This is a genomic window from Jeotgalicoccus sp. WY2, assembly GCF_018437745.1.
Lineage (GTDB): Bacteria > Bacillota > Bacilli > Staphylococcales > Salinicoccaceae > Jeotgalicoccus > Jeotgalicoccus psychrophilus.
In genome coordinates, this window is sequence record NZ_CP049818.1 from 2,088,846 (window position 1) to 2,106,137 (window position 17,292).

13 protein-coding genes and 5 pseudogenes are annotated in these 17,292 nt (G+C 41.1%); 11 read left to right on the top strand and 7 right to left on the bottom strand.

Annotation, left to right across the window (positions count from 1 at the left end):
• Positions 1 to 12 precede the first annotated feature (12 nt).
• Both G4D76_RS12125 and G4D76_RS12130 read left to right on the top strand, forming a co-directional pair.
• The gene (locus G4D76_RS12125; protein ID WP_213810004.1) at positions 13 to 1,500 is read left to right on the top strand and encodes a leucyl aminopeptidase family protein; all 1,488 of its coding nucleotides are present in this window, start codon (positions 13 to 15) and stop codon (positions 1,498 to 1,500) included.
• Positions 1,493 to 1,867, top strand: a complete 375-nt coding sequence (locus G4D76_RS12130) for a PaaI family thioesterase (RefSeq protein ID WP_026859975.1) — start codon at positions 1,493 to 1,495, stop codon at positions 1,865 to 1,867. The genes G4D76_RS12125 and G4D76_RS12130 overlap by 8 nt, the downstream gene beginning before the upstream one ends.
• Positions 1,868 to 2,314: 447 nt before the next feature.
• Here G4D76_RS12130 and mnhG read toward each other — a convergent pair whose 3' ends face one another.
• The 7 genes and pseudogenes from mnhG to G4D76_RS12165 form a co-directional block, all read right to left on the bottom strand.
• Positions 2,315 to 2,731 carry a monovalent cation/H(+) antiporter subunit G gene (gene mnhG / locus G4D76_RS12135; RefSeq protein WP_213810005.1) on the bottom strand — a complete coding sequence of 139 codons (417 nt, stop codon included), beginning with the start codon at positions 2,729 to 2,731 and terminating at the stop codon, positions 2,315 to 2,317.
• Positions 2,709 to 2,942: a Na(+)/H(+) antiporter subunit F1 gene (locus G4D76_RS12140; protein WP_371814487.1), complete on the bottom strand. Its 234-nt coding sequence runs from the start codon at positions 2,940 to 2,942 to the stop codon at positions 2,709 to 2,711. The genes mnhG and G4D76_RS12140 overlap by 23 nt, the downstream gene beginning before the upstream one ends.
• Before the next feature lie 61 nt (positions 2,943 to 3,003).
• Positions 3,004 to 3,483, bottom strand: coding sequence for a Na+/H+ antiporter subunit E (locus G4D76_RS12145; RefSeq protein WP_213810007.1), 480 nt, complete (start codon positions 3,481 to 3,483; stop codon positions 3,004 to 3,006).
• Positions 3,484 to 4,973: pseudogene (locus G4D76_RS12150) on the bottom strand (Na+/H+ antiporter subunit D). It lies immediately after the preceding gene.
• Positions 4,963 to 5,304, bottom strand: coding sequence for a Na(+)/H(+) antiporter subunit C (locus G4D76_RS12155; RefSeq protein ID WP_026859980.1), 342 nt, complete (start codon positions 5,302 to 5,304; stop codon positions 4,963 to 4,965). Before G4D76_RS12155 ends, G4D76_RS12150 begins: the two are co-directional and overlap by 11 nt.
• Complete coding sequence (locus tag G4D76_RS12160) at positions 5,304 to 5,771, bottom strand: Na(+)/H(+) antiporter subunit B (RefSeq protein ID WP_213810008.1); 468 nt, start codon at positions 5,769 to 5,771, stop codon at positions 5,304 to 5,306. The genes G4D76_RS12155 and G4D76_RS12160 overlap by 1 nt, the downstream gene beginning before the upstream one ends.
• Complete coding sequence (locus G4D76_RS12165) at positions 5,755 to 8,154, bottom strand: Na+/H+ antiporter subunit A (RefSeq protein ID WP_213810009.1); 2,400 nt, start codon at positions 8,152 to 8,154, stop codon at positions 5,755 to 5,757. Before G4D76_RS12165 ends, G4D76_RS12160 begins: the two co-directional genes overlap by 17 nt.
• 204 nt (positions 8,155 to 8,358) lie before the next feature.
• Between G4D76_RS12165 and G4D76_RS12170 the strand changes: the two genes are divergently transcribed.
• The 9 genes and pseudogenes from G4D76_RS12170 to trpB all read left to right on the top strand — a co-directional run bounded on the left by G4D76_RS12170 (position 8,359) and on the right by trpB (position 17,280).
• Positions 8,359 to 8,949: a peptidylprolyl isomerase gene (locus G4D76_RS12170; protein ID WP_213810010.1), complete on the top strand. Its 591-nt coding sequence runs from the start codon at positions 8,359 to 8,361 to the stop codon at positions 8,947 to 8,949.
• 187 nt (positions 8,950 to 9,136) lie between these two features.
• On the top strand, positions 9,137 to 9,358 hold the full coding sequence (locus G4D76_RS12175) for a hypothetical protein (protein WP_342664949.1): 222 nt from the start codon (positions 9,137 to 9,139) through the stop codon (positions 9,356 to 9,358).
• 198 nt (positions 9,359 to 9,556) lie between these two features.
• Positions 9,557 to 9,919: pseudogene (ygs, locus tag G4D76_RS12180) on the top strand (S1 domain-containing post-transcriptional regulator Ygs); the annotation flags it as partial.
• Between the two features lie 281 nt (positions 9,920 to 10,200).
• Entirely contained in the window at positions 10,201 to 11,400 is a 1,200-nt protein-coding gene (locus G4D76_RS12185) for an ornithine--oxo-acid transaminase (RefSeq protein ID WP_026859986.1), read from the top strand.
• A 58-nt stretch (positions 11,401 to 11,458) separates the two neighbouring features.
• Positions 11,459 to 12,703 (top strand): Glu/Leu/Phe/Val family dehydrogenase, encoded by a 1,245-nt coding sequence (locus G4D76_RS12190; protein ID WP_213810012.1) that lies wholly within the window; start codon positions 11,459 to 11,461, stop codon positions 12,701 to 12,703.
• A 1,035-nt stretch (positions 12,704 to 13,738) separates the two neighbouring features.
• Positions 13,739 to 14,702 (top strand): annotated as a pseudogene (trpD, locus tag G4D76_RS12195) (anthranilate phosphoribosyltransferase).
• Positions 14,699 to 15,444, top strand: a pseudogene (gene trpC / locus G4D76_RS17150) (indole-3-glycerol phosphate synthase TrpC). The pseudogenes trpD and trpC overlap by 4 nt, the downstream one beginning before the upstream one ends.
• Positions 15,445 to 15,459: 15 nt before the next feature.
• Positions 15,460 to 16,086, top strand: a complete 627-nt coding sequence (locus G4D76_RS12205) for a phosphoribosylanthranilate isomerase (protein WP_213810013.1) — start codon at positions 15,460 to 15,462, stop codon at positions 16,084 to 16,086.
• A pseudogene (gene trpB, locus G4D76_RS12210) lies at positions 16,070 to 17,280 on the top strand (tryptophan synthase subunit beta). Before G4D76_RS12205 ends, trpB begins: the two are co-directional and overlap by 17 nt.
• Positions 17,281 to 17,292: the final 12 nt, after the last annotated feature.

The following is a 17,292-nucleotide window of genomic DNA, read 5'->3' on the forward strand; positions in this document are numbered from 1 at the left end:
GGGGAACACATTTTGAAAATTAAATTTGAAGAAAAATACATTGCTGACGATTCAGCAATTGTGATCGGTCTACCTGAAAATATAAAAGAGCTGAAGAATTTCGATGAACTCGATACATTATTAAATGGTTTAACTGAAGAGATTATTTCGGCAAACGTACTGTCTGATACATTCGGTAAAGTGACAACGACCGGTGTTACTATTCAGCGTCAATACCGTAAAGTTATAGCTGTCGGTTTAGGAGACAGCAGTGAATTAACTGCGCTGAAAGTACAAAAAGCTGTCGGTAAACTGTTCCAGTTTATGGACGGGGAAAAAGACAGCCAAGCTCAGTTTATTTTAGATACATTTGCTTTTGAACCTAAAGAAGTCGCTGATGCAATAGGCATGATGTCTGCAGTAAGCAATCACGTACTGATGGGTTATGATACGGCGGATAAAAAGCAGTTCCGCGATGAATTGGATGTCACACTGATTACAAAAGAAGATGTGAAAGCTGGTTACGATCACGGAGCAGCACTTGGCAACATTATACTTGCCAGAGATTTCGCGACAATGCCGCCTAACTTGCTGTATCCGGAAAGTTTTGCCGATGAAGTGGCCGTGCAGTTTAAAGAACGCCCATATATAAAAGGTGAAGTAAAAGACTTCGATACACTCGTTCAGGAAGGCTTCGGTTTACTTGCTGCAGTCGGTAAAGCTTCTGTCAGAAAACCGAGATTAGTCACGATTGAATATAAACACCCTGATGCAAGAGACGATGCACCGATTGCTTTAGTTGGTAAAGGTATTACTTACGACTCGGGCGGTTATTCGCTTAAAACACGTACAGGCATGCGCTCAATGAAGTATGATATGAGCGGTGCAGCAAACGTTGTTGGCATGATGGACGCGATATCGAAATTAGAACTGCCGGTTCACGTTGTTGCAGTGCTTGCACTCGCAGAAAACATGGTGGATGGCAATGGTATGCGGCCTGACGATGTATATCAATCGCTGTCAGGAAAAACAGTTGAAGTATCAAATACTGATGCTGAAGGCAGACTTGTACTGGCTGATGCTGTGTACTACGCTTCAACGACGTATAACCCTAAAATAATGATGGACTTTGCGACGCTGACAGGTGCAGTGATACAGGCAATCGGTACAGACCGCACCGGTGTATTTACAAACCAGGGCAGAAAATTTATCAATAACCTTTTAATCAGCAGCAAAGTGACAGGCGAAGACATCTGGCACTTGCCGATATCGGAACTTGAAGACGACAGAGTAAAACAATCTGACATTGCAGATTTAATTAATGCAGACTTTAAGCCGGGCGGAGCATCATTTGCCGCTGCATTTATTAACCAGTTTACAGAAGAAACACCGTGGGTACATTTTGATATTGCAGGCACAAGCAATACATCAAGTACGACACCATTCGCAAAAAAAGGATCTACAGGTGTAATGATTCGGACGATAGTGGACTTAATCGAATCGGGTACGCTGTATGAATAAAGGGGTACTAAAAACACTTGGCATTACAATTACAGTTGATGAGATTGGTAAATGTGCAGTAGAAATGCCGATTACTGAAAAAGTACTTCAGCCATTCGGATACGTGCACGGCGGTGTTAATGTTTTACTGGCAGAAACGGCAGCAAGTATGGGTGCATTTAAGATGATTGCCGATGATGAGATTGCCTTTGGAATGGAGATAAATGCCAACCACCTGAGAGCGAAACGTGAAGGCACACTGACAGCAACTGCACTTTTAAAACACGGCGGCTCAACATCACAAGTATGGGAAATCGAAGTGACCGATGAAGACGACGAGCTGGTAGCATTAAGCAGATGTACCGTGGCAATAAGAAAGAAAAGATAATAAGATAAAGACTAGAAGGGAATCCGGCTGCGGGTTCCCTTTTTTGGTGTGGTTTTCTGGGGCTGGCATGATCGGGTATCATGTGTATCCGAGCCTCGCGGGACTGGCGTGAACGGGTATCATGTGATCCCAGCCTCACGGGACTGGCATGAACGGGTGTCATGTGTATCCGAGCCTCGCGGGACTGGCGTGAACGGGTATCATGTGTATCCGAACCTCACGGGACTGGCGTGAACGGATATCATGTGTATCCGAACCTCACGGGACTGGCGTGAACGGATATCATGTGTATCCGAACCTCACGGGACTGGCATGAACGGTATCATGTGTATCCCAGCCACATGGGACTGGCGTGAACGGGTGTCATGTGTATCCTGAACCAAGAACACGAAAAATCTTTATTAAACAAAAAAATTCCTCCGGAAATTTCCGGAGGAATAAATTAAATTAATCGTTCAGTTCTTTATTTTTACTGCGTTCAATTTTTAATCTTACAGTTTCTTCTGTTTCAACTTCAGAGCCTGTTTCATCTCGTTTCAATTCGTTAAGAATTGTCAGCTGATACGGTTCAACATCGGAGTGAAAGGCGCTTCTTGCAATAAGATGTGCGCCGACAGGTGCAGAGATGAAAATGAATAATACAGCCAGCAGCAACTGTGTATCAACTTCTGCATGGTAATACGCAAAGTATATAAATACTCCTATAAGTGTCATTCCAACACCGAGCGTTGAACTTTTCGAAGCTGCGTGCACTCTTGTGTATGTATCCGGAAGGCGGATTACACCGACTGCTGAAACAATTGTGAAAAAGGCGCCGCCGATTAAGAAAAATGTGATCAGACTAACTATTATTATCTCTGTCATTTTCAATAATCACACCTTTCTCCAGGAATTTGGCAAAGCCGATAGTTGCGATAAATCCGATCATACCGATCAGCATAATGACGACGAGCAGGTATGATGTATCGAGTGCTATCGATACCAGTCCGATCATTCCCATCAGCGTGACACCGAATGCATCTAGTGTAATAACTCTGTCATGCAGTGTCGGTCCTTTAAGAACTCTGTAAATCATACCGAGCATTGCGAATGCGAATGCAATGATACAGATGATACTACTATATTGATAAAGTTTGTCATGGTTTAGCCACCTCTTTTATTACATTTTCAAAAGAAGTTTTAATGTTAGCAATTTCTGCATCAGCATCGTCCATATCGAGACCGTGAATATAAATAATAGAGTAGTCTTCGGAAATAGCTACCACAACTGTACCCGGTGTTAAAGTAATCAGGGTGGACAGCAGTGCGACTTCCCATTCTTCTTCAAGATCATTTGGATAAGCATAGAATCCGGGATGAATGTCAATTTTAGGTGCCATTACGATGCGTACTACATCGACGTTGGCTTTTACCAACTCAATGATAAAGACGAGGAACAGACGTACCATCCAGTACAGACGCTTCAGATAAAAACGGCCGGGCAGGAAGTTGCGCAGTATATAAACAGCTACGAGCCCGATTATATACCCGGTAACGAATGTCCCGACAGTAAAGTCTCCATTCATAAACACCCATAAAAATGCTAAAACGATGTTAATTAAAAGTTGAAATGACAATTATTCCACCCCCATCAAATAATTAGAGTATGAAGACGGGTTGTAGAATGATTCAGCCGCCATTTCAAAGACTGGGAATAAGAAGTCAGCTGAAAGACCAAAGACTATTGAAACAATAACGAGACCAATAGCTGAGAACAGCAGTTTATCCGATTTAATATTCTTAAGTTCAATCGGCTCTGCCGGTTCTCCCCAGATATAATAAATATTTTCATAATACTGTATAACACGATTAAGCTCGATAATAATACGATGACAGCAGCGATTGCATTCCCGTTATCAAATGCAGACTCGACGATAAATAACTTACCGAAAAAGCCTGGGAACGGGGGAACACCTGCGAGTGAGAGACTGGCGACAAAGAACATCCAGCCCACAACAGGGTGCTGCTTAATCAGCCCGCCAAGATCAGCTGCATCGTTTTTACCTGTCCGGTAAATAATGAAGCCGATCAAAAGGAACAGTGCTGCTTTAATAACAATATCGTGGATCAGATAGTACATCGCACCTACAGTGCCGGCGTAGTCCATCATTGAGAATCCAACGATAATCACACCGATTGCAATCATAATATTATAGATAATAATTTGTTTCATATCAGTGTAGGCAAGAGCTCCGATACAGCCGGCTACAATTGTTAATAGTGCCAGCAGCAGAAGTATCTGATGGGTGTAAGCTACGTCAGTTGTAAAGAATAGTGAATATGTTCTTGCAATTGCATAAACACCAACTTTAGTTAGCAGTGCGCCGAACAATGCAATTACCGGAATTGGCGGTGCACTGTAGGAGCCGGGCATCCAGAAATATAACGGGAACAAGCCTGCTTTTGTAGCAAAAACGAATATAAATACAACCGAGATAATTGTCATTATGGCAAGGCTGCCTTCATAACTCGAAAGTTTGATATGGATGTCAGCCATATTAAGTGATCCTGTAACGGAATACAGATATGCAAGTCCTACCAGGAAGAAGTTTGATGACACAATATTAACAACCAGGTACTTAAACCCTTCCTGCAGCTGGACTTTACGGCTGCCTAATGTAATTAATACATACGACGCGAGCAGGAATACTTCGAAAAACACAAACATATTGAAGAGGTCACCTGTAGTAAAGGCGCCATTTATTCCCGTAATCATAAACAGAACCATAGGATAATAATAATATTTCTCTCTTTCATATCCAATTGACTGGAATGAATAAATGATAACGAAAAACATTACAATTGATGTTGTAAACACTAAAAGAGCAGCGGTCATATCATAAACAACACTAATACCGAATGGCGCTGACCAATTACCAAGATAAGTAACCATCGTACCGTTAATATATACATAATAGATGTTAAATGCTGCAAAACCAATCAAAATTAAACCAGTTACAGCCGATATAATTCGATGAGGCATCGGACGTTTGCCGATAAACAGCATAATGACACCGGCAATGAACGGAAGTATGACTGGGAGCATAGGTAGTATGTTAGTCGTCATGTGGAACTCCTTTCATATCTTCAGTGTTATCAGTACCGAGCTCTTTATAATTTCTGAGCAGAAGTACGAGACTGTATGAAGTCAGTGCAAATGAAATTACAATTGCTGTCAGAATTAAAGCCTGGGGCAGTGGATCAGAATAAGAAGTAACTGCCTCATCAAGAACCGGCACGCTGCCCCGTTTTAACTGTCCCATAGTCAGAATCATTAAGTGTACTCCATGAGACAGAATCGAAAGGCCGATGATAATACGCAACACACTTTTCGATAAAATTAAATAAGTCGCACTGGCAATTAGTATTCCTGATAAAAATATAGTGACGAGTTCCATTATTCTTCTGTCCCCCCAACGAGTGTAATAATCAATAATGATGTCCCGGCGACAATAAGGAATACACCGATATCAAAAAGTACTGCTGTATGGAGTGCAACTTCTCCGAACACCGGCACGTTAATGTATGTATGCTGGTGTGTGAAGAAAGGAACGCCGAAGAAAAATAGCAGCGTAGGTACGAGAATTGCAAATGCCAAACCAACACTGATCATTAAATGAAAGTTGACCGGAATCATTTTCTTAACTGTTTTGTAGTCGTAGGCCATAAGCAGCAGTATGATGGCTGAAGCCGCAAGCAGACCGCCGACGAAACCGCCGCCCGGTGTGTAGTGACCTGCCAGAAATAGGTTTACAGCAAACAACAGGATGATGAGAAATATCACTTTAGAAGTGAATTGTATAAACACATCATTCATCTGGCGTTGAACTTTACTGTAGCCAGCTCTTTTAAGCGTGCTCTTCATTGTCATCATCCTTTCTTGATACTTTTGCTTTCATCAATGCATAAATTCCAATTCCAGCGATTCCGAAGACCAGAGTTTCCATTAAGGTATCGTAACCACGGAAGTCTACCAGTATTACGTTTACCATATTACCTCCGGCAGCCAGATCATAGACGTGATCAATGTGATACTGACTGATCGATTCAAACAGTCTGTTTGAATATGCTGCCAGACCAAACAGAATAACGATAACTCCGACACCTGCAGAGACAATAAAGTTCGTAAATTTAAATTTAATGCTTTCTTCATGTTTCGAGCGTTTTGGCAGATGATAAAAACAAACGAGGAATAATGTCGTCGTTACTGTTTCTATCGCAAGCTGAGTGAGTGCAAGGTCCGGCGCTCTGAAGAATGCGAAGAACAATGCCATTGAAAACCCGATTGCCCCGAGCATAATAATCGAAACCATGCGTGAGCGTGTCATCATAATAATTGCTAGAGACACTAAAATGATGAGTACGAGAGCCATGTCCTGAATACCGACTTCAGCGAAGTCATCAAATGTAATCGGCAGTCCCGTATAGAAAGTCGTAACGATACCGAGAACGACGAAGAATCCGAAAATATAAACCATGTAATCTCTCAGGAAGCCGCTCATAATACCGTCTGTCGCTTTAGCTGAGCCGAGCTGGCTGTATATAAGACCCTGATCGTATAAATGATTCAAAGTAAATTGCTCTTTGTGATAATCGTAAATGAACATCCAGCTGCTTCTGAATAAGTAAAGCACTGTACCGATTACAACTATGGCGACTGTCGCCCACAGTGCAGGATTATCAAATCCATGCCAGTGTGAAATTTTAGTATTCAATGCCGTATCTGTACCGAGTATGCTCATTGCTGCAGGATCGATAATTGAACCTGACAGAATGTTCGGGAACAATCCGAAAATTATAACCAGTGACGATAAAATAATCGGTGAAGCCAGTAATAATTTTGGAGCTTCATGCGGCTCTTTCGGCGTATCATGTGTACGTTTGCCGAAGAAAACACCGTGAATTAATTTAATAGAATAAACGAATGTGAAAATACTGCCGACGATTGCAAGAATCGGGAACAGTACACTCCAGTCAGCCAGCACACTGAAGTTCGCATTGCTTATTTCAAACATTGCCCCAAGGAACAATTCTTTTGACAGGAATCCGTTAAATGGAGGAATACCTGCCATCGATAATGCTGTAACCAGTGTCATTGTAAATGTAATAGGCATCAGCGTCATTAAGCCGCCGAGTTTCTTCATGCTCCGTGTACCGGTTTCGTGGTCAAGAATACCGGCAACCATGAATAGTGCGCCTTTAAATGTTGCGTGGTTAATAATATGAAACACTGCAGCAACGACTGCGACTGTGAAAATCTGTTCGTTGGCACCTGTAGATACTGCAAGTGCCCCGACTCCGAGGAGACTCATAATGAGACCGAGCTGTGACACGGTCGAGTATGCAAGTATTGCTTTTAGGTCATCCTGTTTAATGGCGTTGAATGAAGCCCAGAACAGTGTGACAAGACCGATAACTAAAATCAGCCATACCCATAATTCGCTGAATGCGAAAACCGGTGTAAATCTTGCAACTAAATAGAGACCAGCTTTAACCATCGTAGCTGAGTGCAGGTAAGCACTGACCGGTGTCGGTGCTTCCATAGCGTCCGGCAGCCATATGTAAAACGGAAACTGTGCAGATTTGGTAAACGCACCGAGCAGTACTAGAACAACTGCCAGCGGTGTGAGAGGGCTTGCCATGATTAAATCAACATTGGCAATCATCTCTCTAATGCTGAACGTATCTGTAATAAGATGCAGAATAATAAATCCTCCGAGCATCATAAATCCGCCGAAGAAAGTGATCAGCATTGATTTTTGTGCACCGTAAATCGATTTCTCTTTAGTAAACCAGAAAGCGATTAACAGGAAACTGGAAATTGAAGTCAGTTCCCAGAAGAAGTAGAGCATTAAAATATTGTCACTTAAAACTACTCCGAGCATGGCAGTCATAAAGATAAGCAAGTAGACATAAAAATTGCCAAGCTTTTCGTCTTTTGATAAGTAGCCGATAGAATATAATACTACCAGCGCACCAATACCGGAAATGAGTATTGCAAACAGTAAGCCGAGACCATCTATGTAGACGTCAAAATTCAGCCCGATACGGGGCATTAAATTCAATGTATGATGGAAAACTTGATTATTAGCAATAGAAGGTATTAAGCTAAATAAGTATGCGACTATCACAGTCGGAATAGGTAAAACAAACCAACCGAGATGTACATCTTTAACATACCTGTAGATTATTGCGATTGCGATTGCAGCAATAACAGGTAAAAATATTGCGAAATGTATCAATGTCAAAGTGTATCCTCCTCTAACGTTATTATATTTAATCATTATACATTAATATTAATTGTAAATAAACGCTTACGGTTTGAAATTTCAGGCTATTCTCGTATACTGTATATAGTAGTAAGTAGTACTGAATTTAAAATATTTAATTTTTCGTTTCATTATTACTGCTGCAAAAATGAAATTAATAAAATTTTTCAGGAGGCCGAATTCATGGCATTTTCACAATTAACAACAGAAGTTTTAGAAGGCGAAACAAAAGCGGTAATCAAAACAAACATGGGTGACGTAACAGTTAAGCTGTTAAACAATGTTGCACCTAAAACTGTAGAGAACTTTGTTACACACGCAAAAAATAAATATTACGATGGATTAATTTTCCACAGAGTAATTAAAGACTTCATGATTCAGGGCGGCGACCCGACTGGAACAGGCATGGGCGGAGAGAGTATTTGGGGAGAAGCATTCGAAGATGAATTTTCAACAGATGCATTCAACCTGTACGGCGCACTGTCAATGGCTAATGCTGGACCAAACACAAACGGTTCACAGTTCTTTATCGTCCAGTTAAAAGACGTACCGGCTGATATGATTTCACAACTTGAAGGTGCGGGTTACCCGGCTGAAATCGTTGAAAGCTATAAAAAACACGGTGGAACTCCCTGGTTAGATCAGAGACATACTGTTTTCGGACATGTTATTGAAGGTCTTGATATTATCGAGAAAATTGCTGATGTTAAAACAGGAAGACAGGATAAGCCTGCTGAAGATGTAATCATCGAAACAATTGAAGTAACAGAATAATATATGTAATTAAGAGGTGTGCAGCCGTGTATTTAATACAGGCTGTGCATTTTTATTTTGAAAAAAGAAGGGAAATATATACATATTTAATAAAGATATTACAAAAATCCTGCTGAAAGTATCACAAATTAGTCATTATTATAATATCTAATCCATAAAACACTCTGATATACTTGTGTGTATAAAGGTGAGTGATTTAAAAATGATGCCGTTCCTTTATTTCCCGGAAGATAAAACGGAATACATTCCAGCTCTTATCATGTTACTTCTTTTTATATTACTTGCGTTTATCGTGTACAAACTTATTAAAAAATATTCGCGCAATGAAGAAGAGAAGATGAAAGAATTCGAAGAAAAAGTTCTCGAAAGACTTGAACATGAGTATAAGGATGACTCCACACGGAAATAGTAATCTAACTAAAATAAGAAACCTATTATTTCTGTGTGCGACCTCAGAGCTCCGCAGATTTACATAACTGATATGAAAAATACGCGCACATATGCCATCTTGGTGTATGTGTTTTGCTATGTTATTTTTTGGTTACTTCAGCTAACTGTGTTAAAATGGTGATGGATTTAATAAAAGAAGTAAATAAGTAGGGATAACATGGCAAAAAAATACCGGATCGGCCAGTTCGTCAAAGTGAAAATTACTGGTATTCAGTCGTACGGTGCTTTTGTCAAAACTCCTGATAATCGTGATGGTCTGATCCATATTTCTGAAGTGATGAACGATTACGTTCACGATGTGAATCAATATTTATCTAAAGGCCAAATAGTAAAGGCTAAAATTGTCAGCATTGATGAAAACGGTAAAATCAGCTTATCATTGAAAGAAAATGAATACTTTAAGAACGAAGAGAAAAAAAGAGATAAGCGTTCTGTATTAGAGAAGATCAAAGATACCGAGAAATACGGTTTCCAGACGCTGGCAGAACGAATGCCGCTCTGGATAGAAGAGGCAAAAGAACGTAGAATAATGCCAGTAGTAAAACCTGTAATAATTACAGGTTTTTTATTTTATTTTCCGATGAATATATTCATTCTAAATGTATTTATTCCACTGGAATTACGGCTTAATAAGTATAAAAACCAGTTTAATGTATACGTTTTCAAACTTTGCAAAGACTATTGGAACACGGTTTAATAAATCTCTTGATAATAATGTTAATTACAGTCATGATGGTGATGAATACATATTTAATAATGTATATTTAAATGACTTTTTAAACATAAAAGGGGGAGAAATTAATGAGAAGTGAAGAAATCATCAAAAAGACAGAACGGTATGATACGGATATTTATAAACCGCTGCCGATTGTAATTTCTGAAGCGGAAGGCGTATGGGTGAAAGATCCTGAAGGAAATAAGTATTTGGATATGCTGAGTGCATACTCTGCGGTGAATCAGGGACACCGTCATCCTAAGATTATTCAGGCATTAAAAGATCAGGCGGATAAAGTAACCCTGACATCGAGATCGTTCCACGTCGACTGTCTTGGAGACTGGTTCGAAAAACTCAGTGAAATCTCCGGTAAAGAGAGAGTCCTGCCGATGAATACAGGAGCTGAGGCTGTTGAATCCGCAATTAAGGCAGCGAGACGCTGGGCGTATGAAGTAAAAAGGGTGCCTGATAATCAGGCGGAAGTAATTGCCATGAAAAATAACTTCCACGGCAGAACGATGATTCCAATGTCGATGTCGTCAGAGCCGGAATACAGAAGAGGATTCGGTCCTCTTGGTGAAGGTTTCCAAATTGTTAATTACGGAGATTCAGAAGCGCTGGAAGATGCGATAAATGATAATACTGCTGCAGTTATCTTAGAACCGATTCAAGGTGAAGCGGGTGTTAATATTCCGCCGGAAGGCTATTTAAAAGCAGTGAGAGAAATTTGCGACCGCAACAATGTCCTGTTTATCTCGGATGAAATTCAGGCGGGCCTTGGACGTTCAGGAAAAATGTTTGCAACAGACTGGGATGAAGTCGTGCCTGATATGTACATTTTAGGAAAAGCGCTTGGCGGAGGCGTGTTCCCGGTATCAGTCGTACTTGGTGATGACGAAGTACTTGGTGTACTGAATGAAGGATCGCACGGTTCGACATTCGGCGGCAACCCGCTGGCGGCCAGAGTATCAGAAGCAGCACTAGACGTGATTATCGATGAAAAGCTGTCAGAGCGTTCATTGGAGCTCGGAGAATACCTGCTCGGTGAACTGAAGAAAATCAGCCATGAAGCTATAGTAGACATTCGCGGCAGAGGGCTTTTTATCGGTCTGGAACTTAATAAAAGTGCACGTATATTCTGTGAACAGCTTAAAGATGAAGGCGTGCTCTGCAAAGAAACTCACGGTACGGTAGTGAGATTTGCACCGCCGCTAGTTGTGACGAAAGACGAACTTGACTGGGCCCTCGATAAAGTTAAAAAAGTTTTTAACAAAGATACTTTCTAAAAATAATCTTTATGATACAATATGAGATGAAAACAGTTACAAAAAAAGGCGGATCAAAATGTCAGAAGAAATTAGTTTAGTTGAATCTACACAGCGCATCATTAAAGAGGCGCTCGATAAGCTTGGTTATAACGACGATATGTACCAATTAATCAAAGAACCTTTACGTACACTAAAAGTGCGTATACCGGTGAAAATGGATGATGGTTCAGTTAAAGTATTTACGGGATACCGTGCACAGCATAACGATGCAGTGGGTCCTACTAAGGGCGGAGTTCGTTTCCACCCGAGCGTTTCAGAAGATGAAGTTGTTGCATTGTCTATGTGGATGACTCTTAAAGCAGGTATTGTTAACCTGCCTTACGGCGGCGGTAAAGGCGGAATCATCTGTGACCCGCGCGAAATGAGCATGGATGAAGTCGAAAGACTGTCACGCGGTTACGTTCGTGCAATTTCTCAAATCGTTGGACCGACTAAGGATATTCCGGCACCGGATGTATTCACAAACTCGCAGATTATGGCTTGGATGATGGATGAGTACAGCGCGATTGACCAATTCAACTCGCCTGGATTCATTACAGGTAAACCATTAGTACTCGGCGGTTCAGAAGGCCGTGACAGAGCTACAGCACTAGGCGTTGTAATCTGTCTTGAAGAAGCACTTAAAAAGCGCGATATGAAGATGGAAGACATTCGTATTGTCATCCAGGGATTCGGTAACGCAGGCAGCTTCCTGTCTAAATTCCTATTCGACAGAGGTGCGAAAATCGTCGGTATTTCAGATGCCAACGGTGCACTTCATGACCCGAACGGTCTTGATATCGACTATCTTTTAGAACGCCGTGACAGTTTTGGTATGGTAACGAATCTGTATGAAGATGTATTATCAAACGATGAGTTATTTGCACTTGATTGCGACGTTATTATTCCGGCAGCAATCGAGAACCAGATTACTGAAGCCAATGCGCCGAACATTAAAGCTCAAATTTTATGTGAAGCAGCAAACGGACCAACTACTACTGAAGCTACACGCATCCTGACTGAAAGAGGCGTTCTGATCGTTCCGGACGTACTGGCATCAGCAGGCGGAGTAACAGTATCTTACTTCGAGTGGGTACAAAACAACCAGGGTTATTACTGGAGTGAAGATGAAGTAAACGAGAAAATGGAACAAAAACTCGTTGCAGCATTTAACGAAATCTATGACCTTCACGAAAACCGTCAAATCGATATGAGACTTGCAGCATTTATCGTAGGTCTTAAAAGAACTGCAGAAGGCTCACGCTATCGCGGTTGGGCATAAAACTGATTATTTTAGAGGCAAAACCCTTTTGGGTTTTGTCTTTTTTTGATTATCTGCAGTTTTTTTGAGTTATCTCACCAATGAGCGGGTTTCATGTCAGAGGTAATCGTTTATCTCACCAATGAGCGGTTTTCATGTCAGAGGTAACGGATTATCTCACCAATGAGCGGTTTTCATGTCAGAGGTAACGAATTATCTCACCAATGAGCGGTTTTCATGTCAGAGGTAACGGATTATCTCACCAATGAGCGGTTTTCATGTCAGAGGTAACGAATTATCTCACCAATGAGCGGTTTTCATGTCAGAGGTAACGAATTATCTCACCAATGAGCGAGTTTCATTGCAGAATTAATACTAAAATAAAAAGAATTTGCAAAAATTTATTACACCTGATAAAGTCAATCATATCAATATTTCAGAAAGATTATTAAGAATGAATTTTCAGATAAATTGAATTTAACCCTTGCATTTATATTTTAAACTTGTTAGTATTAAAATCAATTCGAAGGAAGAGCAGTAACATATATCGATTTACAAGAGAGCGGTGGTGCTGTGAACCGGTATTTCATATATGCGAATGGACTTCTTTTATAAAACTTTAATTTAATATAACTTTTAATGAGTGGACCGGGCTTTACTGGTCAATATAGGTGGCACCGCGGCTCTCCGTCCTTAATATTTTTTAATATTAAGCATGGAGAGTTTTTTATTTATACTAATTTAATATCAGCAAATGGATTGAGTAGCAGCAGTCTTACGTTAACAGAGAGCCGGATATGGTGGAAACCGGCAGCGTGTTCTGCAGTGAATTGGGTTCCGGTTTTTAGGTTTGCTCGGGTAATGCCGTTATGCATTTGAGTGAAGTGAAAACTTCAACTGAGGTGGTACCGCGGTTTAACATCGTCCTCCATGACATTTTTGTCATGGGGGATTTTTAATTTTTAGGAGGAATATATTATGACATTAAATATTGCAGCAGTAACTGAAAAGACAATGATAAAAGTAAAAGACGGCAGTGATTTATCGTATAAAGAAATGCAAGAATTTTTTACAGAAGTGTTAGACGGTAAAATAACAGATGATGAACTCCGAGATTTCATAATCGCACTAAGCGATAAAGGTGAAACAGTAGATGAAATTACAGCGATTGCCGAAGTATTGAAGTCATATGCGAAAGATATTCCAAATGTAAATAATAAAGTAATGGATAATTGCGGCACCGGCGGGGATCGATCCCGGAGTTTCAATATCTCAACAACTTCAGCTTTTGTGCTGGCAAGCTGCGGAGTGACTGTCGCAAAACACGGCAACAAGAGTGTTACGAGTAAGACGGGAAGTTCAGATGTACTGCAGGCACTTGGCGTAAATTTAAATTTCGACGCTGACAGAGTTGCGAAAGAATTAAACGAGTCAAATATTACATTTTTAAGTGCACCGCATGTACATCCGAAAATGCGACAGATTATGAGAGTGAGGCAGACCTTAAAACGTCCGACAGTATTTAATTTTATCGGACCATGTATTAGTCCGCTCGATCTGGACTATCAGTTTTTAGGCATCTACGACCGTAAAAAGCTGATGACAATTACGAAAGTACTGCAGCGTTTAGGACGTAAAAATGCAGTAGTAATGAACGGTGCAGGCCATATGGACGAAGCAACACTGCTTGGAGAAAACCATCTCGTATTTTTACGCGGCGGTGAAATAGAAGAAGTCGTTATCGATCCGACAGACTACGGATTAACACTGTGCGATAAGAGTGACATTGCAGGCGGAGACGGTTATGAATAAAGAAATTCTCGAATCAGTATTAAAAGGAACCGCAACACGTGCACAAATCGAAACAGTACTGCTGAATGCAGGCATTGGTCTGTTCGTCGCAGATGAAGCAAAATCAATCGGTGCAGGTATCCAAAAAGCGAGAGAAGCGATTCAGTCGGGGAAAGCATATAACAAACTGCAGGAAGTCATTAAAAATAATGAGGAGTCGAAAGTATGACAATATTAGACGACATTGTAAAAGTGAAAAAAGAAGAACTTCTGAAATATCCGGAGGAAGTTGAATTAATTACAAGAGAAAAACCGCTGGACTTTACAGGCAGGCTTGACCGTAATAACGGTATCGCTCTAATCAGCGAAGTGAAACGCGCTTCACCGTCACAAGGTGACATTAATGCAGTGATGGATCCGCGTCTCAGGCAAAATCCATGTCAAAGGCGGAGCTGATGCGATCAGCGTGCTGACGGACACAAGTTTCTTTAAAGGTACTTTGATGACTTAAAAAAAATTGCTGATGAAGTAGATGTCCCGGTACTGAACAAAGATTTTATTATCGATAAGCGGCAGATTAACCGTGCCTATAACCACGGGGCCGATATTGTTTTGTTAATTGTCACTATACTGGAAGACGAAGTACTGCAGGATTTATACAGTTATGCAACAGAGCTTGGCTTAAATATTATCGTTGAAGTTCATGACGAAGACGAGTTAAAACGCGCACTGAAAATTTCACCGAAGATTATCGGTATTAACAACAGAAACTTAAAAACGTTTACTGTTGATATCGGCAATAGTGAAAGGCTCCTTAAAAATGCGGAACGAATGATATTTATTTCATCGCCGAAAGCGGCATTCATACAGAAGCTGATGCCGGGCGCATGAAGCAGGCGGGCGCGGCAGGAATGCTCGTCGGAGAATCGTTAATGAGAGCAGACAGCATCGCAGAAAAATTAAAGAACTGAAATCGGGTGAAGTGTATGAAAATTAAAATCTGCGGAATTAAAACAGTAGCAGAAGCGCAGCTGGCAGCAGCAGAAAAGCCGGACTTTATCGGCATGGTACTGGCACCGAGCAAGCGCCGTATTAATCTGGAGACAGTGACAGCAATTACTGAGAGCTTAAAAGGAACTGGTATAAAAACTGTCGGTGTTTTCGTTAATCCTTCTAAAGAAGAGGCGGATGCCGCATTAAACGAAGCGGGTCTGGATTTTATACAATTTCATGGCGACGAGGACAAAGATTTTGTTGAACAATATAAAGGACGAGCGATTAAAGCTTTTCCTTCGAACTCGGAATTGTCGTACAAAGAACGATTTAATTACGATGCGGAGTATATACTGATCGACAGTCCGAGAGAAAAATATTACGGGGGCAGCGGTGTTGCATTTAACTGGTCTGAATTGCCTTTAGCTGAAATTGATAAATCCAGACTGGCCCTTGCCGGCGGGTTAAATCCCGAAAACGTTAAGGAAGCGGCAGCCATTGCCGGTCCTGCACTTATCGATGTATCCAGCGGAGTAGAAACTGACGGTCAAAAAGATCCTGAAAAAGTCGCAGCATTTATAAAAAATATAAGAGGTGGACAAAATGACAGAAACTTATAAATATCCAAGTGCGGATGGTAAATATGGTGAATTCGGCGGCACTTACGTAGCTGAATCATTAATTGCGACACTTGAAGAATTAAAAGAATCATATAAAAAGGCAAGTGAGGATCCGGAATTCCAGCGTGAATTTGATTATTTAATGAAAGAATACGTCGGCCGTGAAAATCCGCTGTACTATGCGGAACGCTTAACAGAGAAACTCGGCGGAGCCAAAATATATTTAAAACGCGAAGATTTAAATCATACCGGTGCACATAAAATTAATAATGCTATTGGCCAGGGACTGCTGACTAAATATATGGGTAAAACTAAAGTAATTGCGGAGACAGGCGCCGGACAGCACGGTGTCGCGACGGCGACAATCGCAGCCCTCTTAGGCCTTGAATGTAAAGTGTTTATGGGGGCGAAAGACGCGGACCGCCAGGAGCTTAACGTGTTCAGAATGGAACTTTTAGGTGCAGAAGTCATTAGAGTGGAACAGGGCACTGCGACCTTAAAAGATGCTGTAAACGAAACGATGAGATACTGGGTTCAGCATATGGAAGATACACACTATGTACTAGGATCAGTACTTGGTCCGCATCCGTTCCCGCAAATTGTACGTGATTTCCAGAGCATTATTTCAAAAGAAGCAAAAGCGCAAATATTAGATAAAGAAGACGTCTGCCGGATAAAGTTGTTGCATGTATCGGCGGCGGCAGTAATGCGATGGGAATGTTCTATAATTTTATCGAAGACAAAGATGTTGAATTAATCGGAGTAGAAGCCTCAGGAGAAGGCATCGATACAAATAAAGTGGCTGCTGCAATCAACCGCGGTTCAGTCGGTATTGCACACGGTGCAAAAATGCATATGCTGCAGGATGAAAACGGTCAGCTGCAGGGAACGCATTCAATTTCAGCAGGTCTCGATTATCCCGGAATCGGTCCGGAACACAGCTTTTTATTCTCAACGAAACGTGCGAGTTATGAATATGCATCAGATGAAGAGGCGCTGAATGCATTCCAGAAATTGTCACGCACAGAAGGCATTATTCCGGCACTGGAGAGTTCGCATGCCATTGCATATGTTATGAAGATTGCACCTGAACTTCCAAAAGATGAAATTATCGTCGTGTCGTTATCAGGCAGAGGGGATAAGGATGTTGAAATGGTGAAGAGAGAACTGGAGGCGAGAAGAACAAATGACTAAAACTCGTATTGA